Source organism: uncultured Mailhella sp., from assembly GCF_944324995.1.
Lineage (GTDB): Bacteria > Desulfobacterota > Desulfovibrionia > Desulfovibrionales > Desulfovibrionaceae > Mailhella.
Map to the genome: position 1 here is coordinate 24,551 of NZ_CALUYL010000015.1, position 25,096 is coordinate 49,646.

Below are 25,096 nucleotides of genomic sequence, written 5' to 3' on the forward strand. Positions count from 1 at the left end.
AGAAAACCGATGAAAGCACTGACCATGAACGATGTGGACATGAAGGGCAAGCGCGTTGTCATGCGCGTGGACGTGAATGTTCCCATCCATGACGGCGTCATCACCAGCGACAAGCGCATCCGCGCCGTGCTGCCCACCATCAAGAAGGCCCTGGACGCGGGCGCGGGCGTCATTCTGCTTGCGCATCTGGGCCGCCCCACCGAGGGCGTGTTTGAAGAACAGTTCTCTCTGCGTCCCGTGGCCGCCCACATGGGCAAGCTGCTCGGCATGCCCGTGGAATTCTGCGCCGAACCGCTGAAGGGCGTGGAATGCAAGCCCGGTCAGGTGGTGCTGTGCGAGAACGTGCGCTTCTTCAAGGGCGAAAAGAAGAACAGCGAAGAGCTGGCCGCCAAGTACGCCGCCATGGGCGACATCTACGTGATGGACGCGTTCGGCGCGGCCCATCGTGCTCAGGCCTCTACCGAAGGCGCGCTGCGCAAGGCCGCCGTGGCCGTGGCCGGACCGCTCATGTTCGCCGAAATGGAAGCCGCCACCAAGCTGCTCGATAACCCTGAACGCCCGCTGTTCGCCATCATCGGCGGTTCCAAGGTGTCCACCAAGCTCACCGTGCTCGAAAACCTGCTCAAGCATGTGGACGGCCTCATCGTGGGCGGCGGCATTGCCAACACCTTCCTGGAAGCCGCGGGTTGCAATATGGGCTCCTCCCTCGTGGAAAAGGATCTCATTCCCGAAGCCAAGCGCCTCATCGACATGGCCAAGGAACGCAACGTGCTGCTGCCCCTGCCCACCGACGTGGTGGTGGCCCCGAGCTTTGAACGCGCTTCCGAAGCCGTGACCAAGAAGGTTTCCGAACTTTCCGCCGAAGACTGCGCCTTCGACATCGGCGAAGAGACCGTGAAGGCCTACGCCAAGATTCTTGCCGACGCCCGCACCATCGTGTGGAACGGCCCCGTGGGCGCGTTTGAAACCGTGCCCTTCGACAAGGGCAGCCGCGCTCTTGCCGACATTCTTGCCGACTCCAAGGCCTACACCCTGGTGTGCGGCGGCGACACCGTGGCCGCTGTGGAATCCTTCGGCGTGGCCTCCAAGATGGGCTATCTGTCCACCGGCGGCGGCGCGTTCCTCGAAGTGCTCGAAGGCAAGACCCTGCCCGCCGTGGCCGCCCTTGCCGACGCCGCCTCGAAGAAGTAGGCGCATCCTGCAACTATTCGCGGGGAGGACGCTCTTCGCGACGCATAAAAAAGGCCGTTTTCCGAAAGGAAGACGGCCTTTTGCGTTGGAAGGCGCGGCGATGCGGCAGGAGAGAGCAGGGCGGAGAGCGTCGGCAAGGAGAAGGCTCGAAGCTGAGCCTTGCACGAAGCAGAACTTGCGAGGCGCGGCGATGTACAGGTCGGCCGATGCGCGGATCTGGGCCTGCGCGAAACTGAAATTCGGCAGGCCGACCGATGCGCAGAGCGGGCCGCGTGGATTTGAGCCCTCGCCTCTTGAGACTGCACGGGCGGAGACTATTCGGAGCCGAGATCGAGCGAAACTGAGACCTTGCGGGGTGAAAATGCGCGGGGCGGCGGGGCGAGACGCGGCAAAGGCGCGGGCAACGCGCTGCGCTCCCGCCGGTCTCACAGATTGAGCACGTTTTCCAGCTCTTCCAGAAGATGCCGGAGCAGATTCGCCACGCTGAAGGCCGTGCCGGTTTCCGCGTACAGGGATGAGGCGATGCCCGCAAGTTCCTTGGGAATGGCTTCCGCCGGCACGTTGACGTTCACGCCTATGCCCACCACGGCCCACTGCAGATCGGTGTTGTGAAACATGCTTTCCACCAGTATGCCCACCACCTTGCGGTTGTTGAAGAAAAGATCGTTGGGCGCTCGCTGCTCCAGCTCGAGCCCGCAGCTTTTCTTCACCGCGCGTTCCACGGCTTCCATGGCCAGACGGGGCAGCCAGCCCAGCTTTTCCGGTGAAATGCGCGGCCTGGCAATGACGGAAAACGTCAGGCTTCCCGGCAGATTCAGCCAGCGGTGACCGTTGCTGCCTCTTCCCTCGTTCTGGCGTCGCGCCACCACGACCACGCCTTCTTCCGCGCCGTTCATGGCCTCCAGCGCGGCCACCTGATTGGTGGAGTCCGTTTCCTTGAGCCACAGCCAGTCCTTTTTTCCCAGCACGTTGGTGTTGAGCCCTTCGCGCACGTCGCTGCCCGCCCACGGATCCGCCCGGGAAATGAGTCGATAGCCCCGCCGCGGCACCGATTCTATGATGTGCCCTTCCTCGCGCAGTCCCATCACATGCTTGCTCACCGCGGCCCGACTGATGCCGAGAGAGCGTGAAAGCGACTCTCCGGAAATCCAGTGTTCCTGTCCGTTCTGCACAAGACTGTCCAGAATGCGGTCACGCATGGGAATTTCATCTCGCGTCATGGCCTTCTCCCGTGGTGAAACGTCAATTGTCAACCAAAAATTATTTTATTTAAGTTGACATTAAACGGCATGCGGATAAAAAAGAGGACATCCCTTACCGTTATCAGGAAAAGATTATGCATACTCTTCTGTCCGCCATCCTTCATCGTCTTGCCGGGGACGGGAAAGGTCCCCTGCTGTCCCGCCGCGAAGCGGAGGAATTCATTCATCTTCCCGCCTCCTGCACCACGGACATGCTGTCCGTGGCCGGGGTGGTGCGCGCCGCGCGCGCTCCGTCGTTTTTCAACTGCGGCATCATCAACGCCAAATCCGGCCGTTGCCCGGAAAACTGCGCCTTCTGCGCACAATCAGCACATCATGAAACGGGCGCTCCTGTCTATCCTTTTATGGACGAGGAGACGCTTTTGCGCAAGGCGGCGGAGGCTGCGGCGCACGGAACTCGGCGTTTCGGCATCGTGGTGAGCGGAACCATGCTCGGCGAGGCCGACGTGGAGCCCATGTGCCGCGCGGTGGAGCGCATTGTCCGGGAAACGGGCATGAGCGTGTGCGGCTCGCTCGGCATGCTCACGAAGGAGCGCGCCGTGTGCTATCGCGAGGCGGGCGTCACGCGCTATCATCACAATCTGGAAACGGCGGAGAGCTATTTTCCGAACATCTGCACCACGCACGCCTACGCGGAAGACGTGCAGAGTCTGCGCGTCGCCCGGGAGGCGGGGCTGGAAGTGTGTTCCGGGGGCATCATCGGGCTCGGCGAGAGCCTGGAACAGCGGGTGGAGCTCGCCTGCACGCTCGCGGAACTGGATGTGGATTCCATTCCGCTGAACTTTCTGAACGCCATTGCGGGCACGAGGCTCGAACACATGCCGCGTCTTGCGCCCGAGGAGGCGCTGCGCGCCATTGCGCTTTTCCGCGTCATGAATCCCGACAAGGATCTGCTCATTGCCGGAGGCCGAGGTCACGTGCTCGGCGCGTGGCAGAGCTGGCTGTACGCGGCGGGCGCGAACGGCATGATGATCGGCGATTATCTCACCACGTCGGGCGCGGCCTTTGAAGCCGATCTTTCCATGATGCGCACGCTGGGAGTGAAGTCGTGAGCGCGTTTTTCGTCACGGGTACGGATACCGACGCGGGCAAGACCACGATCACGGCGGGTCTGCTTCGGGCCTTTGCCCGGGCGGGCGTTCCGGCGCGGGCCGTGAAGCCTGTGCAGACGGGCTGCGTCGAGGGGCCGGACGGTCTGGAAGCTCCCGACGTGGCGGTCTGGAAACGGGCCGGAGGGGAGGGAAGAGCCATTTCTCTGTTCCGGGTTCCCTGTTCGCCGCACCTTGCCGCGCGACTGGAGGGGGCAACGCTGAGCGCGGCGTCATTGGCAGCCGAGTGCCGGAAGAGCGTCGGCGCGGAAGGCGTGACGCTGTTTGAGGGCGCGGGAGGGCTGCACGTTCCTCTGAACGAAGAGGAAAGCATGCTCGATCTCATGCGGGAACTGCGCTTTCCGGTGCTTTTGGTGGTGGCCAACCGGCTGGGATGTCTCAATCACGCCGTGCTTACGCTGGACGCGCTGGAACAGGCCGGTCTCACGGCGGCGGGCATGGTGCTCTGCCGCACCGCGCCGCCCGATCAGGCGGATGCGGGCACGGGCGCGGAGGCCGAGGCGCTCATTCTCAGCGACAACGTGGAGAGCCTCGCCCGGGAAGGAAAAAGACGCGGCGTGCCGCTTCTCGCGGACGTTCCCTATCTGGCGGACGTTTCCCCGCAGGATGAGCAGTTCTGGGACGCGCTGGCCGACCGGCTCGCCGGGGCTGCCCGGCGTCTTGCCGAAGAGCCGGACGACGCGCGTCGTCATGAGGAACTGCTCGCCTTCGACCGGGCGCATTTGTGGCATCCGTACACGTCGGCCATGCGTCCTCTGCCGGCGCTCGAAGTGACGGGCGCGTCGGGCGCGCGGCTTTTTCTGCAGGGCGGTGCGAGTCTGGTGGACGGCATGTCGTCGTGGTGGTGCCGGGTACACGGCTACGGCAACAGGCGTCTGGTGCGCGCCGTGCAGAGGCAGGCGGCCGTACTTTCGCACGTCATGTTCGGGGGGCTCACGCACGAACCGGCGGTGGAGCTCGGCAGACGTTTGCTGTCGCTGCTTCCGGCAGGGCTGGAACACATCTTTTTTGCCGATTCCGGCTCCGTGGCCGTGGAAGTGGCCATGAAGATGGCCGTGCAGTACTGGCGCTCTCTCGGACGAGAGAAAAAGAGCCGTTTTGTGGCGCTGCGGGGCGCGTATCACGGCGACACGCTGGGGGCCATGTCGCTGTGCGATCCGATAACGGGCATGCATTCGCTTTTTTCCGGCGTTCTTCCCCGGCAGCTTTTCGTGGAGCGGCCGACGTGCCGTTTCGACGCTCCCTATGATCCTGCGAGCTTTGCGCCCATGGAACGCATGCTGCGGGCCCATGCCGGGGAAACGGCCGCCGTGGTGGTCGAGCCTGTGGTGCAGGGAGCCGGGGGCATGTGGTTCTATCATCCATCGTACCTGCGGGATCTGCGCGCGCTCTGCGACGAGCTCGACGTGCTGCTGCTTGCCGACGAAATAGCCACGGGCTTCGGCCGCACGGGGCGCATGTTCGCCTGCGATCATGCGGGCGTCTCGCCCGACGTCATGTGCGTGGGCAAGGCGCTGACCGGCGGCATGATGACGCTTTCCGCCGTGGCGGCCACAAGGCGCGTGGCCGAGGGCATTTCCGGCGCCGACGCGGCGCACGGGGGCGGAGTGTTCATGCACGGGCCCACGTTCATGGGCAATCCGCTGGCCTGCGCCGCCGCCTGCGCCGGCCTCGACGAGCTGTGTTCCTCTCCCTGGCGGGAGCGCGTTCTGCACATTCAGCAGACGCTGGAACAGAATCTTGCCCCGTGCCGCAACGCGCCCGGCGTGTGCGACGTGCGCGTGCTCGGAGCCATCGGCGTGGTGGAAATGGAACAGGCCGTGGATGTGGAGGCCTGGCAGAAGTATTTCGTTTCGCGGGGCGTGTGGATACGTCCGTTCGGGCGCACCGTGTACGTCATGCCTCCGTTCGTCGTTTCCGACGAGGAACTTCATCTTCTGGCCGGAGCCGTCTGCGACGCGGTCACTTCCGCCGCCGTTCACGGAGGCTCGCCCGCTTTGGACAACAACGGGAGACCGTATTCGTGCTGATATTCTGCCTTTACTCCGCGCTGCTGCTCGCGCTCGGCGTGCTGGACGCCCGTCATTCGCGCGGCTCGTCGGCCTTTTTCGTCAACAGCCGCTCCTCGGGCGCGTGGCGCACGGGCTTTTCTCTGGCGGCGTCCTGCATCGGCGGTTCCGCCACCATAGGCATGGCGGGACTTGCCTGGCAGGTGGGCGCACCCGCCTTCTGGTGGCTGGGCTCCGGGGCCTGCGGTCTGGCGCTGCTCACGCTTTTCATTGCCCGCAAGGTGCGCGAGTCGGAAGCGTACACCATGCCGGAAATCGTGGCCGCATGGATCAGTCCGCAGGCGCGCACGCTCTCTTCCCTCATCATCATGCCGGCGTGGCTGGCCATACTGGCGGCGCAGTTCACGGCCATGGGCAAGCTTGCCGCAGCGCTCACGGGCATGCCGCCGGAATGGGCCCTTGTGGTCGGCGCGGCGGTGATCGTGGCCTATTCCTGCCTAGGCGGGCAGGCGTCCGTCATCCGCAGCGACGGCCCGCAGTGCGTGCTGCTGCTTGCGGGCATTCTGGCGGCGCTGTTCTGGCTCTGGGGGCACAATCCTGCGCCGCTGGAATCGCTGCGGCTGGAAATCGTCAATGACGACTTCACGTTGGAAAAATTCTCGTATTTCATGATCATCATGGGCGGCAGCTATCTTGTGTGCCCCATGCTGTTCGGGCGCATTTTGAGCGCGAAAAGCGGCGCGAGCGCGCTGCGCGGCTGCTGGCTTGCCGTGTTCATGCTGCTGGGCGCCTCGGCGGTTATTGTGGCGCTCGGCGTGCTCTGCCGGAACTTCGTGCCTGCGGGAACGGCTCCCGACGACGTGCTTGCCGCGGCCATGCGTCTTCTGCCGTCGTGGGTGGGCATGTGCCTCATGGTGGCGCTGCTTTCCGCCGTGCTCTCGTCGGCGGACTCCTGCCTCGTGACGGCTTCCACGGTGCTGTGCAACGATCTTCTCGGTCGGCGCGACGTGAAGCTCTGCCGTCTGGTCACGCTGCTCTTCGGCGCGGGCGGTCTGCTGCTTTCCGCGCAGGGGCACGGCATTCTCGATCTTCTGCTCATGGCCAACGACATGTATGTGTGCGGCGTGGCGGTTCCCGTGTTTGCGGCCATGCTCATGAAGCGGGGAGCCGTGCATCCGCGGGCGGCGCTGGCGTCCATGATGATGGGCGGCGCGGGCGGTCTGGCCTGCGCCGTGAGCGGACAGGAAATGTTCGGCTACGCGGGCATGGCGTTCGCCGTGGCGGCCATGCTGCTCGGGCGCTTCGTGCGGACGGCTCCGCGATCTTCGGCGGGGAACATGCAGATTTCATAGCCGCCGAAGGCTCGGGCGAGCGGAGCCTGCACCTTTCATCAACGGCGTAGAGTGGGCTCCCGGAGTACGCCCGGAGAGCGGAGCAAATGGCACTCGTCAAAAAAGGCCGTCGGAGTTCGTCCGACGGCCTTTTGTCTTTGGCGTGTTTTCGTGCGCCCGGCAATAACAGTCCGGTGCGGAAGCTTTCCGGCCGGGCCGGGACGCGCGCCGGAGTCCGGCGGCGTTTTTTACACGTCGAGTCCGGCGTGATAGCCCTGATACACGGCGGTGGTGATGGTGGAGGGACGCACGGCGTCGCCGATGACGCGCACGACGGGCGCGGCGTCAACGAGATCGGCGTACTTGCGGGAGCGCTGACCCACGGCGCAGATGACCGTTTCGGCGGGCAGCAGCATTTCCTTGCCTTCGGCGTCGCGCACGAGCAGGCCGTTTTCCTTCACGGCAAGGCCGGTGCATCCGGTGCGCACGTCCACAAGTTCCTTCAGCTTGCGCAGCAGAATGGGGCGATGCCGGATGTTGGCGTCGGGAGCCACTTCGGGCCGCATTTCCACCAGCGTGACCTTCTTGCCTTCCTGAGCCAGATGAATGGCGCATTCGCAGCCCGCAAGGCCGCCGCCGAGCACGACCACGGAGTTTGCGCATTCATGTTTGCGCAGGTAGTAGTCGTTCACCACGATGACGTTCTTGCCGTCCATGCCGGGCAGCGGAGGAATGATGGGTTCGGAGCCGATGGCGATGATGAGCGCGTCCGCGCCTTCCTTTTCCACGTAATCGGCCGTGACCGTGGTGTTCAGGCGCACTTCCACGCCCTCAAGTTCCATCTGACGGGCGAGCGTGAGGCCGAGCTGATACATTTCGTGCTTGAAGGGAATGGCCTGTTCGCTCTTGAGAATGCCGCCGAGCTCGGCTTCCTTTTCGCACAGAATGACGTGATGGCCGCGCTGAGCTGCGGCAATGGCGGCCTTCATGCCGCCGCAGCCGCCGCCGGCCACCAGCACCTTCTTCGCGCGGCGGGCGGGCAGCGCGGGCGGATCCTGTTCGCGGCCTATCTGCGGATTCACCGTGCAGCGGCGCGTGCCCGTGGTGGGACGTTCGGCCATGCACACGAAACAGCGCAGGCAGCGTACTATTTCGTCGTCGCGGCCTTCCATGACCTTGGAGGGCAGTTCGGGATCGGCGATGAGGGCGCGGGCCATTTCCACCACGTCGGCCTTGCCGGAGGCAATGATGTCCTCCATCTGGGCGGGATCGTTCAGCGCGCCGATGGTGGCCACGGGCGTGGACACGTGTTTCTTGATTTCGGCGGCGAGATACACGTTGCAGCCGTGTTCGGAGAACATGGGCGGATGCGTGTCGAAGAAGCCGAACTGATAGGAGCCCGCCGACACGTGAATGAGATCGACCTTGCCGTCGAGCAGTTTGGCTATTTCCACGCCGTCTTCCAGCGTGTAGCCGCCCTCGAAGAGTTCGGAGCCGCTCATGCGCACTTCAATGGGGAAGCCGGGACCGACGGCGGCGCGCACGCTGGCCACCACTTCGAGCAGAAGGCGGGCGCGTCCTTCCAGACTGCCGCCGTATTCGTCGTCGCGTTTGTTGAAATAGGGGGAGAGAAACTGATTGATGAGCCATCCGTGCCCGGCGTGGATCATGACCATTTCAAAGCCGGCGCGCTTGGCGAGGGCGGCTTTTTCCCCGTAGGAGGCCACGATGTCGGCAATCTGTTCTTTGGTGAGGGCCTTGACCGGGCGACCGTCGGGGCGCACGCCGTCGCAGGGACCGTACTGGGAGAGCGACGCCTTTTTTTCCTTGTCCACGAGATAGGTGCCCGCGTACTGGCCGGAATGGGAAAGCTCCACGCTGGGAATCGCACCGTGACGGCGTATGGCGTCGGCCATCATGGTGAAGCTCGCCAGCGAGCCCGGCGTCTGCAGTTCAAGATGCAGCATGTGGGAGGCGTCCGTGGCCGGATGTACGACAAGCTCGCTCACGGTGACGTTGGCGCTGCCGCCCTTAGCCCTGTTTTCGTAGAAGGCGCGGCTCCCCGGTCCGGCGCAGCAGTCCCAGGTGATGTCGGTGGCGCCGGTGGGCGCGGCAAACATGCGGTTGCGGAAGGTGACTCTGCCGAGAGTGATGGGGGAACTCAGATGCGGAAATTTTCTCGTCATACGTTCTCCAGAAAAAAGTTTTTCTATTATCCATCGCATGAAAAGGCTGTGCTGTAAAGTCGAAAACGTCTTCGGAATGTTCGATGGCGTTGCACATGACCGCCGTGCCGAACGGAGTGCGAAAAGTCTTGGTGCGCAAAAGAACGGAGCGAGGGGGCAAGGAAAGTTTTTCGTCGGGAGAGACGGCGGAACCGCCCGAAAAGCTCCCGCGAGAAGGGGGAAAGAGCGTGCTTGAGGGGGCAAAGGGAAGTGATGGGCGAAGGGGCAGGCGGGTAAGTGCGTCGGCTTAGCGAGGGGGCGTGGGCAGTCGAGGCCTGCCGAGAGGCGCATCAGAAAAAGAACGGCGGCGCTGACGACGAGTGCGGCGGCGTTCAGATGGGGCGACGGGAGGCAGAGGCCGGCTGTGGAAGCTCAGCGCGCGGGAGGATTGGTGCGGAATGCGAGGCAGGCACAACTGCTTGGGCTGGCCGAATAGATGAAGACGGACAAGGGAGTTTTGCGTCAGCGAAGCGGTCGGCAGGCGGAAGGGCGGGGCGGCAAGGCACTACCGGCAGGTTGCGCTCTGCGGTTGCGGGAGGAGCGTAGAAGCCTGTGCAGCGTTTCGGGTCGTTTCGTTCGGACAGGCGTCTCTGATTTTTTTGCGGCGCTTGGGCCGCGCGGGCGGCTTTTCAGGCAGCGCTTTTATGGGCGCATAGGCTCGGCGGCGTCGTTCTTCGGCGCAAAGAGAGCGCTTTCAGGCAGTGGAACTCAGCAGAAACGTTCATTTTCTCCCTCGCGGAGAAAGTTTCCCTGCGAATGATAATGAAATTCTTTTTCTATAATATTGACAGTGAAAATCCATTTCAATATAGTTCCGTCATCGCCCTTTGCCGGTGGAATGGTTGCAAGGGATGGCCGACGGCGTCGGGGCGCATTCAGGAAAAAGCGCAGGGCTCTCCTGCATTTGAGGAGGATAAGGTATGAACGAGAATCTCAAGTACGGTCTGTTTTTTCTGGGCGGCGCGGCTCTTGGAGCCATTGGTGCGGTGGCGGTGAGCCGCGGCAAGCTGGATCTCAAGCCTTTTGCCGCCGAGCTTGTGAGCCGCGGCCTTGATCTGCGCGACGCCGTGATGGCCCGCGCCGAGACCGTGCGCGAAAACGTGGAGGATGTGGTGGCCGAAGCGCAGGCGGTTTCCGAGCAGCGCAAGGCCCGCAGCGAAGAAGCGTAGTTTCGGCGGGCCGCGCTGGCGGCTTTTCGACCCGGACGCTCTTTTGCGGGCCGGGTTCTTTTTTGACCGGCGGCATGCGCCTTGCCGGCGTATTCGGGAGATGCCATGAATTTTGTGTTGGTCCATCGCATTCCGGGGAGGGCGCGTCTTCGCAGCGACGCGCCGTTCGGCATGCGCACGGCCGAGACGCTGGCCGACAGGCTGGACGCTCTTGAAGGCGTGGAGGGCGTGCGCGTCAATCCGCGCACCGGAAGCGTGCTTCTGCTCTACAACAACGAAAGCGTGTTCGACCGGGCGTCCGCGCTGCTCTTCGGCGCAGGCAGAGAGCAGGAGAGGCGCGTTCCCGCGCCTGCGCCTGCGCGCGGAGAGAAGCCCAGTCTGTTTCCTTTTTTCCATTATCTTTGCCTGCGGCCGCTGCTGCCCGTGGCCGTGAACATGGTTTCGGCCTTTTCCCGGGCGCTGCCGTTTCTTCGCCGCTGCCTCTCTTCGCTGGCGCACGGAAGGCTCGACGTGGACGCCCTCGACGGCGCGGCCATAGCCGTTTCCCTGCTTCGCCGCGACTTCAGCACCGTGGGGCTTCTCACGCTGCTGCTCGGCTTCGGCGACGCGCTGGAGCGCTACACGCAGAAGAAGTCGCTGGAGAATCTGGCCTCGCACCTGGCGCTCCAGGCGGACAGGGTATGGGTGAAGAGAAGCGGCGCGGAAGAGCTCATTCCCTTCGGGGAGCTTCGGGAAAGCGATCTTGTGGTGGTGCGCGCAGGTTCCGCAGTTCCCGTGGACGGCGTGGTGGAAGGCGGAACCGCTTCCGTGAACGAGTCCTCCATGACGGGCGAGCCGATGGGCGTTCTGCGCTCCCGCGGAGCGTCGGTGTATGCGGGAACCGTGGTGGAGGCGGGCGAAATTCACGTCCGGCCCACGAGCCTGGGCAAGGACACCCGCATGCAGCAGATCGTGCGTTTCATTGAGCAGTCCGAGCAGATGAAGGCGGGCATTCAGGGGCGCTTTGAGAAACTGGCGGACAAGGCCGTGCCCTTCACGTTCGGTCTGGCCGCGCTGGTGTGGCTGTGTACGCGAAGCCTTACACGCGCTTCGTCCGTGCTGCTTGTGGATTACTCCTGCGCGCTTCGTCTGGCTACGCCGCTCGCCATTCTGGCGGCCATGGACGAAGGCGTGAAGCACAAGGTCATGGTCAAGGGCGGACGTTTTCTTGAAGCGCTCTCTTCCGTGGACACCGTGGTGTTCGACAAGACGGGCACGCTGACGCAGTCGCGGCCGGAGGTGGCCCGGGTCATTCCGGCGGAAGGCTATGACGAGGACTTCGTGCTCCGGCTTTCGGCCTGTCTTGAGGAACATTTTCCGCATCCTGTGGCGCGCGCGGTGGTGCACGGCGCCGAGCGGCGGAATCTGCGCCACGAGGAAGAGCACACCGAAGTGGAATACGTGGTGGCGCATGGCATTGCTTCGCAGTGGCGGGGCAAGCGCGTGCTGCTCGGCAGCCGTCACTACCTTTCGCAGGACGAAGGCGTGGACGTCTCTTCCATGGACGCCGTGGTGGAGGACCTTTCCCGCGAGGGATATTCGCTGCTCTACCTTGCCCTGGACGGGCGTCTTGCAGGACTCATTGCCATGGAGGATCCGCTCCGGCCGGAGAGCGCGGCGCTGGTGGAAAAGCTTCGCGGCATGGGCGTGAAGCACGTGCTCATGCTCACCGGCGACGACGTCCGCACGGCTTCCGCCGTGGCCGGCAGGCTCGGCATCACGGAATTTCGCGCGCAGGTGTTGCCGGAAGACAAGGCCCGCGTCGTGCAGGAGCTCAGAAGCGAGGGGCGCGTGGTGCTCATGATCGGCGACGGTATCAACGATTCTCCGGCGCTGTCCTCGGCCGACGTGGGCGTGACGTTGCGCGACGGCTCGGATCTGGCCCGCGAGGTGGCCGACGTGGTGCTCATGGGCGGCTCGCTCAGGGAACTTGTCACGGCGCTTGAGCTCGGCCGGGGCGCGATGAAGCGCATTCACTTCAACTTCCTGACCACCATGGTGCTGAATACCGCGTTTCTGTTCGGAGGACTGTCCGGACTGCTTCAACCGGGAGCGTCGGCGGTGCTTCATAATCTGACCACGCTGGGCGTGTCGCTGAACGCCATGCGTCCGGCGCTGCCCAAGGGGGAATGACATGATTTCCGTTTCCGATTGCGTTGTGAGCGCCGTTGAAGGGCGCGTGCGTCTGCGTCATCCTGCGCTGAAGCAAGCCGCCACGGCCGACATGGCGGCCGCCGTCGTGTCCGGTGTGGAAGGCGTGACGAAGGCGAGCGTGAATCCGGTGACCGGATCGCTGCTGATTTTTTACGATCCGGAGATTCTGTCCCGGGACAAGCTGATGGAGCTGGCCGAACAGGCGGCGGCCCTGCTGCCGGACGCGGATCAGAAGCAGGCGTCGTCGGCCCGCTGTGTGGACAGGCTGCTGAGCCGCCGGGCCACGCGCATGGTGGACAAGGTGCTTTTCGTCTCGCTTCTGGCTTCGCTCGTGGGTGCGGCTGCGGGCATGGGCGGCATGCACCGCGTGGCCGGAACGATATTCGCCGCGGCGAGTGTTCAGCATCTGGCCGCGCACCGCAGGGCGCTGTGGCAGCGGCCGTGACGTGGCGCGAAGGCGTGCGTCGGGCGGGGCGGTGGCTTGCCGCCGCATGGTGCGGAGCGCTGGCGCTGGGCATCCTGTGCATGGCGCTTGCCGTGCTCGTGCAGGCGCTTGCGGTGCTGGCCCTGGCGCTGATCGCGGCCATGCTGCTTCTGCCGCATCCGCCCGCGTGGTATGCCGAACGGGGCGGCGAAGCTGCGGGAGTGTTCTTCCGTTCGCTGCTGCGCTCGGCCGGGCTGGAAACGTCGCCTGACGTCGACGAGCGTGCCGGGACTCGCAGCAGCGACGCGGATCAACATTGAACAGGCGTGCAGAACGCGCGTCGGGAGTCGGAGCGAGGCTTCGGCTCCTTTTTTTTCGGCCGGACGAAGGGAAGAGGGACGGGCGAAGCGGCAACAACTCTTGCCCCGGGCCTGCGGGGCGTTTTTTGCGGCGGAGTCCGGAGAAGGTCGGCGTCTGCCGTTTGGCGGGCGGCGGGCTTCTTTGGGACGGGCCTGCGGCTTTGGCGGGCCTGCGGTGAGTTTCCTGTTTCAGAACTGTGCGGAACGTGTTTGGGCTGGGGCCGCGCCGGAGCGACTTCCGCCGGTTTCGCTTCTGCGCGAGGCTCTTTCCCGCCTCGTTTCCGCGGGGATGTCCGCTGCCTGTTTTGTGCCTGCGTGACTTCCGGGAGCGCTCTTCCGGAAGGCGCGGCAGGCGGGACGCGTGCCTTCGCGTGTTCGGGACAGCGACGGAGCGCAAAAAACGCCTCCTCCGAGGCGTTCGGAAGAGGCGTTTTTTATGCCTGCCCGGAAGATGAGCAGGAAAAGGGCTTAGTCGATGACGGCCTTTTCAATGATCACGGGTTCCACCGGCACGTCCTGATGGGGGTAGTGCGAGGTGGTGGGAACCTGGGCGATGGAGTCGACCACGTCCTGACCCTTCACCACCTTGCCGAACACGGCATAGCCCCAGCCCTGCATGGTGGGAGCGGTGAAGTTGAGGAACTTGTTGTCGGCCACGTTGATGAAGAACTGGGCCGTGGCGGAATGGGGAGCCTGCGTGCGGGCCATGGCGATGGTGTAGGTGTCGTTCTTCAGGCCGTTGTTGGCTTCGTTCTCGATGGGGTCGCGGGTGGGCTTCTGAACCATGTTCTTGTCGAAGCCGCCGCCCTGGATCATGAATCCGGGGATGACGCGGTGGAAGATGGTGCCGTCATAGAAGCCGGACTTCACATATTCAAGAAAGTTCTTGGTGGTGTTGGGGGCCTTTTCGGCGTCGAGTTCAAGGACGATGTCGCCTTTGTTGGTCTTGAGGGTGACCATGTTTTTTCCTCCGGCTTGAGCCTGGCAGACGGGGCCGAGCACGAGCGCGGCGGCGATCAGCAGGCAGGACAATAGAAGTTTGCGCATGTTGTTTCTCCATAATGCATTGGAAGTATGCGTCGACTGTTCTTGTATAGGAAGTGCCGGCTCTTGGCAACGTCGGACCGGGCAGGAGAGGGGGCGGAAAAGGACTTACCTGACGGCGTGATTTATGGTATGGATGACTGACATGTTGATGGAGGTAATATGTTAGGCACCATAGTCAATACTGCGGCCATCCTTTGCGGCAGCGTGATAGGCAGCGTGCTGCGCAAGGGAATCAAGGAAAAATATCAGCAGGCCCTCTTCGACGCCATGGGCTTTTCCGCCGTGGCCATCGGGATCAACGCCGTGGTGTCCAACATGCCCAACAGCCGGTATCCGGTGCTGTTCATTCTGAGCATGGCGCTCGGAAGTTTTCTCGGCGCCGTGTGGGACTGGGACGGCAAGTTCCAGAATCTGGCCCGCCGCATGGGAAGTTCCGATCTCGGCCGCGGGCTGGCCACCGCCATTCTGCTCTTCTGCATAGGCACGCTTTCCATACTCGGCCCCATCGAAAGCGCCGTTCACGGCAATCACACCTTCCTCTTCACCAACGCCACGCTGGATTTCGTCACGTCCATGGTGCTGGCGTCCACCTACGGACTCGGCATAGCCTTTGCCGCGCCCGTGCTGTTCTGCTGGCAGGGCGGGCTCTATCTGCTCGGGCTCTGGCTCGGCTCCTTCGTGCCCCGCGATCTTCTCACGGAAGTCTCGGTGGTGGGCGGCATACTCATTCTTGTGTCCGGCGTGTCCATGCTCCGCATCAAGGACTGCAAAACCCTGAACATGCTGCCTTCGCTGTTTGTCAGCGTTATTCTTTATGGTCTGGCGGCCGCCTTCCTGTAGGCCGTTTTTCCGTACACGTTTCTCTTTGGAGATCAGCCCATGAACATCGTTGTCTTTGAAGTCAGTCATGACGAAAGACAGGAACTGGAACATCTTTCCCGCACGCTGCCCGTTTCCCTGCGTCTTGTGGAGGCCAATCTGTCTCTGGCGACCGTCGCCGAGGCCGAAGGCGCCGAAGGCGTGTCCGTGCTCGGACGCAGCCGTCTGGACCGCCCCCTGCTGGAAGCGCTGAAAAATCTGGGCGTGCGGTATGTGTCCACCCGCACCATCGGCGTGGATCACATTGATCTGGACGCCGCCCGCGAGCTCGGCATACGGGTGGCGCACGCCTCGTATCCGCCCGACGCCGTGGCGGACTTCACCATCATGCTCATGCTTCTCGTGCTGCGCTGCTACAAGCCCGCCATGTGGCGGCAGAACGTGAACGACTATTCCCTGTTCGGTCTCATGGGTCGCAGCATGCGCAGGCAGACCGTGGGCGTGGTGGGCACGGGCCACATCGGAGCCGCCGTGATACGCGATCTTGCCGGGTTCGGATGCCGCATTCTGGCCTACAATCTCACGCCGTGCGAGGATCTGAAGTCCCTGGCCGAATTCGTCGATCTGGACACGCTCTATCGGGAAAGCGACATCATCACGTTTCACGTTCCCTTCACGCCCGCGACCCGTCACATGGTGAACCGGGAGAGCCTTTCCCGCATGAAGGACGGCGTGGTGCTCATCAACACGGCGCGCGGCGAACTCATGGACATCGACGCCATCACCGAAGGCATTGAAACGGAAAAAATCGGCTCGCTGGCCATGGACGTGTTCGAGCATGAGCAGGGCATCTATCACGCCGACCGCAAGACCGACATCTTGAAGAACAAGGACATGGTGTATCTGCGTCAGTTCCCCAACGTGGTGCTGACCCAGCACATGGCCTTCTACACCGAGGAGTCCATCACGAGCATGGTGGACTGCGGCATAAAAACGCTGCTGGACATGAAGGAAGGCAGGCAGACCAGACTGGAACTGTAGCGGCAAAACGCCGCGCGACGGCCGCATGATTTTGGAGCGGACGTTCGGGCGGTTGCGGAATAAGCCCGCCCGGGGCGGGTTGGAACGTTTATCCTCAACAAGGAGTCTCTATGGAGACGCAAGGAAAGAAACCGTCGATTTTGTGGGCCACGCTTTCGCTCGTGCTGCCCGTGGCCATGATTCTGTACGGCACGCTGGTGGTCGGCGTGAGACCTCCGGTGCTGCCGCTGCTCGGTGCGGTGGCCCTTGCCGCAGTCATGGCTCTGAAAACGGGCTACACCTGGGAGGATCTTCAGGACGGCATGTTCGAAGCCCTCGGCCGCATTCAGATAGCCATCGCCATTCTGGCCATGGTGGGCATGATCATTGCCGCGTGGCTGGCTTCGGGCACCATTCCCGCCATCATTTACTGGGGTCTTAAACTCATCGCTCCCGAGCACTTCCTGCTTTCCGCCATGGTGCTGTGCTCGGTGGCGTCCGTGGCCACGGGCACGTCCTTCGGCACCATGGGCACCATCGGCGTCGCGCTGCTCGGCGTGGGACAGGCCCTCGGCTATCCCGCCTACATGACCGTGGGCGCCATCGTTTCCGGCGCGTACCTCGGCGACAAGATGTCCCCCGTGTCCGACTCCACCAACATCACGGCGTCGGTGTGCGAAGTGCCGCTGTTCTCGCACGTCATGTCCATGCTCTGGACCACCGTTCCCGCCTTCATCGTGGCGGGCATCGCCTATACCTTCCTGGGCAGCTCCGTGGCCGCCCAGCAGGGAGCCTCCCTGGAGAGCCTGAACGCCATCCTTACCGGCCTTGAGGCCAACTTCAGCCTCGGCCCCGTGGCCTTCCTGCCGCCCGTGCTCATGATCGTGCTGGCCTATCGCCGCTATCCGGTGTTGCCCGTCATGCTGATCTGCCTGCTTACCGCCATGGTCATTGCCGTGTTCGAGGGCGTGCCCTTCAACAAGCTCGCCACCATGCTCACGTCCGGCTACGTGTCCAAGACCGGCATCGCCCAGCTCGATCCGCTGCTCTCCCGCGGCGGCCTCATGAGCATCATGCCCACGGTGCTGCTGCTCTGCTCCGGCATGGCCTTCGGCGGCGTGCTGGAACGCTCCCGCGTGCTCGAAGTGCTGCTCGAAGCCATTCTCAAGGGCGCCAAGTCCGCCGTGCGTCTCGTGGCTTCCGCGCTCGCGGCGGCCTACCTCATCAACTTCGGCACCGGCAGCCAGATGCTGGCCGTCATCGTGCCCGGCCGCGCGTTCCTCGATTCCTTCAAGAAGGCCGACATCAGCCCGCTCGTGCTCTCCCGCACCTGCGAGGACGCCGGCACCATCGGCTGCCCGCTGGTTCCGTGGAGCGTCCACGCCTTCTACATCGCCGGCGTGCTCGGCGTGAGCGCCTACGATTTCGTGCCCTACGCCTTCCTCAACTGGTTCGTGCCCATCTTCTCCCTGCTGTGCGCCATCACGGGCTTCGGCATCTGGAGACTCGACGGCACGCCCGTGCGCAAGGCGCGCGCCAAATAATCGACGTCTGACCCGCTCGGGCCTTGCGTCATGAAAAAACGCGTCGGAACGCTGTTCCGGCGCGTTTTTTCGCAGACGGGCGCGTGATGGGGCGGGTCGCTCGACGTTCGGCGCGCGGGAGCGATGCTCCGTAGGCGTTGTGCAACGATGGGCCGCGGAGTCGAGGTTCGTGCTTCCTGCTCCGCCGGTGGATGGACCGAAGCGTCCGCGTCGTCGTTTCGGCAAAAGCTGGGCAGGCCCGTCTTCGTTCAGGCGACTGTCTGGCGGGGGAAAAAGTTCCGCCTCCGAACCGCCTTGTGCGTCAGCGCTTCGGCGCTTGCGGGCACGCAGTATTGACGATGACGACGCAGCAGGCCAATATGACGCTGTGAGCAGGAAAGCTCCGGCTCGGGCAGGAGGGAACGGGAGCCCTAGTGTCGGGATTCCCGGAAAGCTCGTCGCCCGCATGGCGCTCCGGATGGAGCGCCGCGGCGCCGATACGGGCTCATGGCTCTTGCCCGCAGCGGTCATACGTTTCCCGGAGCGGACATCTTTCAGCATGGTCCGCTCATTGTTTTTTAACCTGTTGAGGGCGGATCCGGCGTTTTCGCAGGCCTTTCGGGCAGAAAAAGGCGCGGATTTCCGTCCCGGGAGAAAAATTATGGAAAACGATTCCAAACATGAGGCAAGAAAAAAGCTGATCGACGACATCTGCAACATGGAATGGGAGATGTTCGACAAGGTTCAGAACAAGGGCGGGCGCGCAAGCTGTCAGAACGACGAGGCGTTCTTCAAAAAGATGCGGGAATGTCAGTTCGGAGACTGGAACGACGAGATGCTGCTGAGTTATTGTTCCGATCTCATGAACGCCCGGCAGGCGGGCCGCAATCTTCCCATGGAGAAGTACGCCTTCATGATGGAGCGCACCTGTCCGGCGGAATTTGCGGAGCTGAAGGACAGCCTGCCGAAGATAGACGAGGAAAAAGCCGCGCTCATTCGGGAAATCGTGGCCGCGCAGGTGGAATGGGAACGGGAGGTGGACCGGCAGTATCCGTACGTGCGGGCCGGAGGGCGTCCGCTGACCAGCGACAAGGACACCCCGATGACGACGTCGTTTGAAACCTATCTCACTGGGGAATTGAAGACGTATTCCACGAACACGCTGCTGCTTTATGTGGAATACGTACACAAGCTGAAGGAGGCCGGAGTGAATCTGGCGCTTCTTGCGGCGGAACGCACGGTGCGCGTGTACGGGTACGCGTCGCTGGACGACGCGGAAGAGAAAACGCGCATGAAGGTCGAGCGCATGGCGCGCTGAGGCGAAGGAACACGGCGTCGGGCCGGGAACGCCTCATGACGGGAGTTTCCGCCCGCAGTTTCAGAAAAAGCAAGAGGGCCGTCCTTTCGGGCGGCCCTCTTTTTGGCTCTTGCGCATCGCAGGGAGAAGGCGTTGCGCAGATCAGCGTTTACTCATAGCGGGGCTTTCTCTTCAGGTGCTTGCGGAACCATCCGGTGATCGAGCTGATGACCACGAAGAAGGTGGGAATGAAGAAGATGCCGAGCGAGGTGGCGCACACGGTGCCCCAGAACACGGCGGTGCCCACGGCGTGCTGGCTGGCGGCGCCGGCGCCCGAGGCCGACATCATGGGCAGCACGCCCAGACCGAAGGCCAGGGAGGTCATGAGAATGGGGCGCAGACGGATGCGGCAGGCTTCCACGGTGGCGTCGATGAGGCTTCGTCCTTCCGCCTGAAGGTTTCGGGCGAATTCCACGATCAGGATGGCGTTTTTGGACGAGAGGCCCATGACGGCCAGAATGCCGACCTGGAAGTACACGTCGTTGGTGAGATCCTTGAAGTAGGTGCCGAGCACGGCGCCGAGAATGCCGAGCGGAATGACCAGCAGCACGGCGAACGGGATGGACCAGCTTTCATACAGGGCGGCCAGGGCCAGGAACACGACCAGCACGGACAGGGCGTACAGCATGGTGGTCTGCGAGCCGGCCATCTTTTCCTGATAGGAAAGGCCGGTCCATTCCATGCCGAAGGAGTTGCCGAGCTTTCTGACCTCATCTTCCATGATGGACATGGCGATGCCGGAAGCCACACCGGGCATGGGTTCGCCCTGATATTCGAGGGCGGGCATGGCGTTGTAGCGCTGGAGCACGGCGGGACCGAAGGTCCAGTCGGTGGAGTAGATGGCGTTGAAGGGAACCATTTCGCCGGCCGCGTTGCGGAAGTGAATGCGGTTGAGGCTTTCGGGATTCTTGCGCACGTCGGCGTCGCCCTGCACGTACACCTTCTTCACGCGTTCGTTGTGGACGAAGTCGTTGACGTAGGTGCCGCCGAGCATGGTGGAAACGTCGGCGTTCACGCTGGAGAGCGCGAGGCCCATGCTGGTGGCCTTGGCGTTGTCCAGATGAATGTTGAACTGCGTGATGTCGTCCATGCCGGTGGGGCGGATGTAGGCGATCTGCGGATTGGCGAAGGCCGCGCCCATGAGCTTCTTGCCGGCTTCCACCAGCTTTTCGTGACCCACGCCGCCGCGGTCCTGCAGTTCCATGGTGAAGCCGTTGGTCATGCCCAGCGAAATGATGGCCGGGGGAATGGAGGCGATGAACTGACCGTCGAGAATGCCGGCAAAGCGCTGGCGTATGCGGGCGGCCACGGAAGCGGCGTCCTGTCCGGGCTTGGTGCGGTCGGCGTAGTCCTTGAGCTTCACGAAGCCCATGCCGGTGTTTTCCGCCACGCCGCCCATGCCGTAGCCGGCCACGAACATGTAGGAAACGACGTTGTCTTTTTCTTCATTGAGAATGTAGTCCGAAACCTTCTGGAACTGCGACTTGGTCTGTTCCAAAGTGGCGTTCGGGGGCATCTGCAGCATGGTGATGATGGCGCCCTGGTCTTCCGAGGGAAGGAAGGACGTGGGCAGCTGCTTGTACACGAGGCCGAGGCCGCACACGAGCACGGCGTAGATGATCATGACTCTGCCGCCGCGCTGCACGAGGGCGTGCACGCCGCCGGAGTAGCGATGCTGGTTCTTGGTGAACATGCGGTTGAACCAGCCGAAGAAGCCGTGCTGAGCGCCCTGGGAATGGGGCTTGAGCATGCTGGCGCAGAGCGAGGGGGTGAGGATAAGGGCCACGAGCACCGACAGCGTCATGGCGGACACGATGGTCACGGAGAACTGCCGGTAGATCACGCCCGTGGATCCGCTCATGAAGGCCATGGGCAGGAACACGGCGGAGAGCACCACGCCGATGCCGATCAGCGAGGAGCTGATTTCGTCCATGGATTTTTCCGTGGCGGCGACGGGATCGAGATGTTCTTCCTGAATCACGCGTTCCACGTTTTCAACGACCACGATGGCGTCGTCCACGAGCAGACCGATGGCGAGCACCATGGCGAACAGGGTCAGCGTGTTGATGCTGTAGCCGAAGGCGAGCAGCACGCCCATGGTGCCGAGCAGAACGACGGGCACGGCGATGGTGGGAATGATGGTGGCCCGGAAGCTCTGAAGGAAGAGCCACATGACGAGGAACACCAGAATGATGGCTTCCACGAGGGTTTTCACCACTTCGTGAATGGAGGCGAGCACGGGGGGCGTGGTGTCGAAGGCCAGTTCGTAGGCCATGCCGTCGGGGAAGTAGTGGGAAAGTTCCTCGATTTTGGCCTTCACGAGGTTGGCGGTTTCGAGGCCGTTGGCGCCGGGGGCGAGGGTGACGCCTATGCCCGAGGCGGGATGGTTGTTGTAGTAGGTGGTGATGCCGTCAAGTTCCGTGCCCATGGCCACGCGGGCCACGTCGCGGATGAACACGCGCTCGCCGCTTTCGGTCACCTTGAGCAGCACGTTTTCAAATTCGGTGGAGTTGCGCAGCAGGCTCTGAGCCTTGATGATGACGTTGAGGGCCTGATCGTTCTTGCCGCCGATGATGTTGGCGCCGAGCTGACCGGCGGTGACTTCCATGTTCTGGGCGGTGATGGCGTTGCGCACGTCGGAAGGCGTAAGTTCGTACTTGGTCAGCTTTTCGGGATCGAGCCAGATGCGCATGACGTACTTGCCGCCGAACACCTGCACCGTGCCCACGCCCTGCGTGCGGCTGATTTCATCCTTGATGTTGGTGCTGATGTAGTCGGCAAGGTCGATGTTTTCCTGACTGTTGTCCGGCGAGTACAGGGTGATGACCATGAACATGTTGTCGTTGCCCTTGGACACCGACACGCCGTAGCTCTGCACGGCGGAGGGCAGCTGCGACTGCACCTGCTGCACCTTGTTCTGCACCTGCATGTGGGCGACGTCGGGGTCGGTGCCCACCTCGAAGGTGAGGGTGATGGTGGACATGCCGGAGGAGTCGGACTTCGACTGCATGTAGATCAGGTTATCGATGCCGGTCATGTTCTGTTCGATAACCTGGGTGACGGTCTGGTCCACGGTAGTGGGGGAAGCGCCCGAGTAACGCGTGTTGATGCGTATGGAGGGCGAAGCCACTTCCGGGTACTGCGATATGGGCATGGTGAAGATGGCCAGCACACCGAAAAGCATGGTGACGATGGCCAGCACCCACGCGAATATGGGGTGATGAATGAAAAAACGGGAAAGCATTACTTGCTGCCTCCGGCCGCCTTGGCGGCTTCTTCTTCGGAAACCACCTGCACGGGCTGTCCGCCGCGGGTGTTGTGAATGCCGTTGAGCACGATTTCTTCGCCGAGATTGAGGCCGCTCGTCACGTACCAGTCATTGCCGATGGCGTGGCTCAGGGTGATGTTGCGGCGTTCGGCCATGCCGTCCTTGACCACATAGACGTAGGGCAGGCCCTTGAGATCGCGCAGCACGGCCTTCTGAGGCGCGAGCACGGCCTGATCGTCCTGACCCATGACCACGTTCACGCGAACGAAGAGGCCGGGCAGCAGCACGTTGGCGGCGTTGGGGAACTCGGCGCGCAGGGTGACGGTGTTGGTGGTCTGATCCACGTTCACGCCGGTGAAGTTCAGATGGCCGGCGGCGGGGTAGTAGGAGCCGTCGTGCATGGTGAGCGTGGCCTTGATGTTGGCGGGATTCACGTCCTTGAGATCGCCGCGTTCGCCGAGCTGCTTCTTGAGGGAGTAGAGGTCGTCGGACGACTGGGAGACTTCCACGTATATGGGATCGGTCTGATAGATGGTGGCGAGCGGCGAAGCCTGACTGGCGGTGAGCAGCGCGCCCACGGTGTAGTTGCTGAGGGTGATGCGGCCGCTGATGGGGGCGCGCACCTCGGTGCGGCGATAGTTGATTTCCGCAGTGTCCACGGCGGCCTTGCACGACTGCACCGACGCTTCGGCCTGACGCAGGGTGGCCTTCACGTCGTCGTAGTCCTGCTGGCTCACGGACTTGGTCTTCAGCATGCTGGCGGTGCGGCGTTCGCGCAGGCGGGTGACGTTGAGATTGGCTTCGGCGCTGGCGAGATCGGCGCGGGCCTTGTCGAGGGCGGCCTTGTAGGTGTCGGGCTCGATGCGGTAGAGCACGTCGCCTTCCTTGACCATGGCGCCTTCGGTGAAGCAGCGTTCCTTGAGAATGCCGCCCACTTCGGGGCGCACTTCGGCCCAGCGGTAGGCCACGGTACGACCGGTGAGTTCTCTCTGAATGTCCACCTTGTGGGGAGTCATTTTTACGGTGGTCACGCGGACGGTGCGGGCCTGGGGCGCCTGAGCGGCGTTGTCCTTCTTGGATATGAGGCCGCTCAGCTGATCGCAGCCGACAAGGAGGAAGGGAAGCGCCAGCAGAGCGGGCGCGAGCTTAAGAATTCTGACCATTATAACATGCTCCTTGGGTAAGGATGGAGTAGCGGGTTATTCCTGCCAGCCGCCGCCGAGGGCGAGGCACACTTCGGCGATGCTGACGAGATGATTGGCGTGAGCCACGGCAAGGGACTGCTGCGCGGTGAACAGATTGCTTTCCGCGGTGAGCAGGTCGAGGTAGGAGGCGAAGCCGTTGTCGTAGCGGGTGCGGGCGTGCATGACGGCGCGGGAGAGGTAGTCCACCTGACGGGTGAGCGCGCCCACGGAATTGGCGTATTCGGTCTGGGAAACCAGCGCGTCGCGCACGTCCTTGAAGGCGTTCTGCACGGTGAGCTCGTAGGTGGCCACGGCGGCCTTCTTGGCGGCTTCGGCGCTGTCCACGGTGCGCTTGATGGTCCAGAAGTTGAGCGGCAGGCTCAGGCTTCCGCCGACGCTTGCGTACTGATTGGTGCTTCTGAGCAGCTCGTTGAGTTCAAGGCTCGCGCCGCCGAGCAGACCGGTGAGGGAGAACGACGGGAAGAACGACGCGCGCGCCGTGCCGATGTCGTAGTTGGCGGCCTGAAGGTTGGCTTCGGCCTGACGGATGTCGGGACGATGCTCGAGAATCTGCGAGGGAATGCCGGAAGGCAGGGCGGGAGTCTTGTCGAGGGAGGTCATGAGCGAGGCGGGAGCCTTGAGACCGCCCATCTTCATGATTTCCGCGGGCGAGCGGCCGAGCAGCACGGCAAGGGAGGTTTCGGCGGCGTTCTTGGCGATTCTTGCGGAGGCAAGAGCGTTGCGCGCGGTTTCCACGTTGGCGCGGATGCTCAGAATGTCGAGGTCGCTGATCTGTCCGTTGTCGAAGCGGTTCTGATAGATTTTCAGGGAATCTTCGCGGTTTTTCAGCACGTCGCGGGCGATTTCCTCCTGCCAGGTGTAGGCGCTCAGCCAGAAATAGGATTCCACGGTGCTGGCGGCCACGGTGAGGATCACGTTGTCGCGGGCGGCTTCGGTAGCCACGAGGGAAGCGCGGGCGGATTCCGCGGCGTTCCAGTATTTGCCCCAGAAGTCGAGAGTCCAGCTTGCGGCGAGCGCGCCGGAGAAGGTGTGGGTGTTCTTGCCGTTGTTCTGCATGGCGGCGGGCGAGGTGGCGGAGCGCGCCATGGTGCGCGTGCCGTCGGCCGAGGCGGAAGGCACGGGCAGCAGCGCGTCGCGCGCTATGCCGAGTCCGGCCTGCGCCTGATCCACGTTGGCCATGGCCTGGTCGATGTTCTTGTTGTGCGCGAGCGCTTCTTCCACCAGCGCGTTCAGCGTTTCGTCGTGGAAGCGCTCCCACCACTTGGTCTGAAGCGCCTGCGACTGCGAGGCCTCCCACGTTTGAGGGATATCCATTTCCGGACGCTGATAGTCGGGGGCAAGGTTGCACCCCGCAAGAAGCAGCATGAATGCCGGAGCAAGAATCGACAGCATTTTGACCATAAAAAGGCTCCTGTATCCTTTGAAATGAGCAATATGCCGGAATTTAACGGGATTTTCTGGAAACAGCATGGACTGCGCTGCCTGTTTCCGTCGCGTCCGAACCGGCATCTCCCTTTTTTGGAGAGGGGGGCGTCATTTTGATTGAGTGGACATACCTTATCTTTCTTGTTATAAAAAATCAAGA

18 protein-coding genes are annotated in these 25,096 nt (G+C 63.1%); 12 read left to right on the forward strand and 6 right to left on the reverse strand.

Features of this window, described 5'->3' with window-relative positions:
• The first annotated feature begins 9 nt into the window (after nt 1–9).
• The gene (locus Q0K02_RS07485; protein ID WP_294486863.1) at nt 10–1,191 is read left to right on the forward strand and encodes a phosphoglycerate kinase; all 1,182 of its coding nucleotides are present in this window, start codon (nt 10–12) and stop codon (nt 1,189–1,191) included.
• A 425-nt stretch (nt 1,192–1,616) separates the two neighbouring features.
• Here the strand turns inward: Q0K02_RS07485 and Q0K02_RS07490 are convergent, their stop codons facing one another.
• On the reverse strand, nt 1,617–2,411 hold the full coding sequence (locus Q0K02_RS07490) for a biotin--[acetyl-CoA-carboxylase] ligase (RefSeq protein ID WP_294486866.1): 795 nt from the start codon (nt 2,409–2,411) through the stop codon (nt 1,617–1,619).
• A 116-nt stretch (nt 2,412–2,527) separates the two neighbouring features.
• Between Q0K02_RS07490 and bioB the strand changes: the two genes are divergently transcribed.
• From bioB to Q0K02_RS07505, 3 genes are read left to right on the forward strand one after another with little or no spacing between them, the layout of a single operon-like run.
• Nucleotides 2,528–3,505 carry a biotin synthase BioB gene (gene bioB, locus Q0K02_RS07495; protein WP_294486869.1) on the forward strand — a complete coding sequence of 326 codons (978 nt, stop codon included), beginning with the start codon at nt 2,528–2,530 and terminating at the stop codon, nt 3,503–3,505.
• Nucleotides 3,502–5,592, forward strand: a complete 2,091-nt coding sequence (gene bioA / locus Q0K02_RS07500) for an adenosylmethionine--8-amino-7-oxononanoate transaminase (RefSeq protein WP_294486872.1) — start codon at nt 3,502–3,504, stop codon at nt 5,590–5,592. Before bioB ends, bioA begins: the two co-directional genes overlap by 4 nt.
• Nucleotides 5,586–6,923 carry a sodium:solute symporter family protein gene (locus tag Q0K02_RS07505; protein WP_294486875.1) on the forward strand — a complete coding sequence of 446 codons (1,338 nt, stop codon included), beginning with the start codon at nt 5,586–5,588 and terminating at the stop codon, nt 6,921–6,923. The genes bioA and Q0K02_RS07505 overlap by 7 nt, the downstream gene beginning before the upstream one ends.
• A gap of 227 nt (nt 6,924–7,150) precedes the next feature.
• Here the strand turns inward: Q0K02_RS07505 and Q0K02_RS07510 are convergent, their stop codons facing one another.
• Complete coding sequence (locus Q0K02_RS07510; RefSeq protein WP_294486878.1) at nt 7,151–9,088, reverse strand: NAD(P)/FAD-dependent oxidoreductase; 1,938 nt, start codon at nt 9,086–9,088, stop codon at nt 7,151–7,153.
• 959 nt (nt 9,089–10,047) lie between these two features.
• On the opposite strand from Q0K02_RS07510, the gene Q0K02_RS07515 reads away from it, so the two are divergent.
• From Q0K02_RS07515 to Q0K02_RS07530, 4 genes are all read left to right on the forward strand, one after another.
• The gene (locus Q0K02_RS07515; RefSeq protein ID WP_294486880.1) at nt 10,048–10,296 is read left to right on the forward strand and encodes a DUF6110 family protein; all 249 of its coding nucleotides are present in this window, start codon (nt 10,048–10,050) and stop codon (nt 10,294–10,296) included.
• Between the two features lie 105 nt (nt 10,297–10,401).
• The gene (locus tag Q0K02_RS07520) at nt 10,402–12,468 is read left to right on the forward strand and encodes a heavy metal translocating P-type ATPase (RefSeq protein WP_294486883.1); all 2,067 of its coding nucleotides are present in this window, start codon (nt 10,402–10,404) and stop codon (nt 12,466–12,468) included.
• Nucleotide 12,469: 1 nt separating this feature from the next.
• On the forward strand, nt 12,470–12,934 hold the full coding sequence (locus Q0K02_RS07525; RefSeq protein ID WP_294486886.1) for an HMA2 domain-containing protein: 465 nt from the start codon (nt 12,470–12,472) through the stop codon (nt 12,932–12,934).
• The gene (locus Q0K02_RS07530) at nt 12,931–13,233 is read left to right on the forward strand and encodes a hypothetical protein (RefSeq protein ID WP_294486889.1); all 303 of its coding nucleotides are present in this window, start codon (nt 12,931–12,933) and stop codon (nt 13,231–13,233) included. Before Q0K02_RS07525 ends, Q0K02_RS07530 begins: the two co-directional genes overlap by 4 nt.
• 507 nt (nt 13,234–13,740) lie before the next feature.
• Here the strand turns inward: Q0K02_RS07530 and Q0K02_RS07535 are convergent.
• On the reverse strand, nt 13,741–14,232 hold the full coding sequence (locus tag Q0K02_RS07535) for a peptidylprolyl isomerase (protein WP_294486968.1): 492 nt from the start codon (nt 14,230–14,232) through the stop codon (nt 13,741–13,743).
• Between the two features lie 246 nt (nt 14,233–14,478).
• On the opposite strand from Q0K02_RS07535, the gene Q0K02_RS07540 reads away from it, so the two are divergent.
• The 4 genes from Q0K02_RS07540 to Q0K02_RS07555 all read left to right on the forward strand — a co-directional run bounded on the left by Q0K02_RS07540 (nt 14,479) and on the right by Q0K02_RS07555 (nt 18,999).
• The gene (locus Q0K02_RS07540; protein WP_294486892.1) at nt 14,479–15,159 is read left to right on the forward strand and encodes a DUF554 domain-containing protein; all 681 of its coding nucleotides are present in this window, start codon (nt 14,479–14,481) and stop codon (nt 15,157–15,159) included.
• A gap of 39 nt (nt 15,160–15,198) precedes the next feature.
• The gene (locus Q0K02_RS07545; protein WP_294486896.1) at nt 15,199–16,179 is read left to right on the forward strand and encodes a D-isomer specific 2-hydroxyacid dehydrogenase family protein; all 981 of its coding nucleotides are present in this window, start codon (nt 15,199–15,201) and stop codon (nt 16,177–16,179) included.
• 110 nt (nt 16,180–16,289) lie between these two features.
• Complete coding sequence (nhaC, locus tag Q0K02_RS07550) at nt 16,290–17,702, forward strand: Na+/H+ antiporter NhaC (protein ID WP_294486898.1); 1,413 nt, start codon at nt 16,290–16,292, stop codon at nt 17,700–17,702.
• A gap of 640 nt (nt 17,703–18,342) precedes the next feature.
• Nucleotides 18,343–18,999: a DUF4125 family protein gene (locus tag Q0K02_RS07555; protein ID WP_294486901.1), complete on the forward strand. Its 657-nt coding sequence runs from the start codon at nt 18,343–18,345 to the stop codon at nt 18,997–18,999.
• Between the two features lie 148 nt (nt 19,000–19,147).
• Here Q0K02_RS07555 and Q0K02_RS07560 read toward each other — a convergent pair whose 3' ends face one another.
• Genes Q0K02_RS07560 through Q0K02_RS07570 form a run of 3 tightly spaced genes read right to left on the reverse strand, consistent with a single transcriptional unit; the run spans nt 19,148 to nt 24,912 of the window.
• A complete protein-coding gene (locus Q0K02_RS07560; RefSeq protein WP_294486904.1) occupies nt 19,148–22,282 on the reverse strand; it encodes an efflux RND transporter permease subunit in 3,135 nt (1,044 codons plus the stop codon).
• On the reverse strand, nt 22,282–23,469 hold the full coding sequence (locus Q0K02_RS07565) for an efflux RND transporter periplasmic adaptor subunit (protein WP_294486909.1): 1,188 nt from the start codon (nt 23,467–23,469) through the stop codon (nt 22,282–22,284). The genes Q0K02_RS07560 and Q0K02_RS07565 overlap by 1 nt, the downstream gene beginning before the upstream one ends.
• A 36-nt stretch (nt 23,470–23,505) precedes the next feature.
• On the reverse strand, nt 23,506–24,912 hold the full coding sequence (locus Q0K02_RS07570; RefSeq protein WP_294486912.1) for an efflux transporter outer membrane subunit: 1,407 nt from the start codon (nt 24,910–24,912) through the stop codon (nt 23,506–23,508).
• Nucleotides 24,913–25,096: the final 184 nt, after the last annotated feature.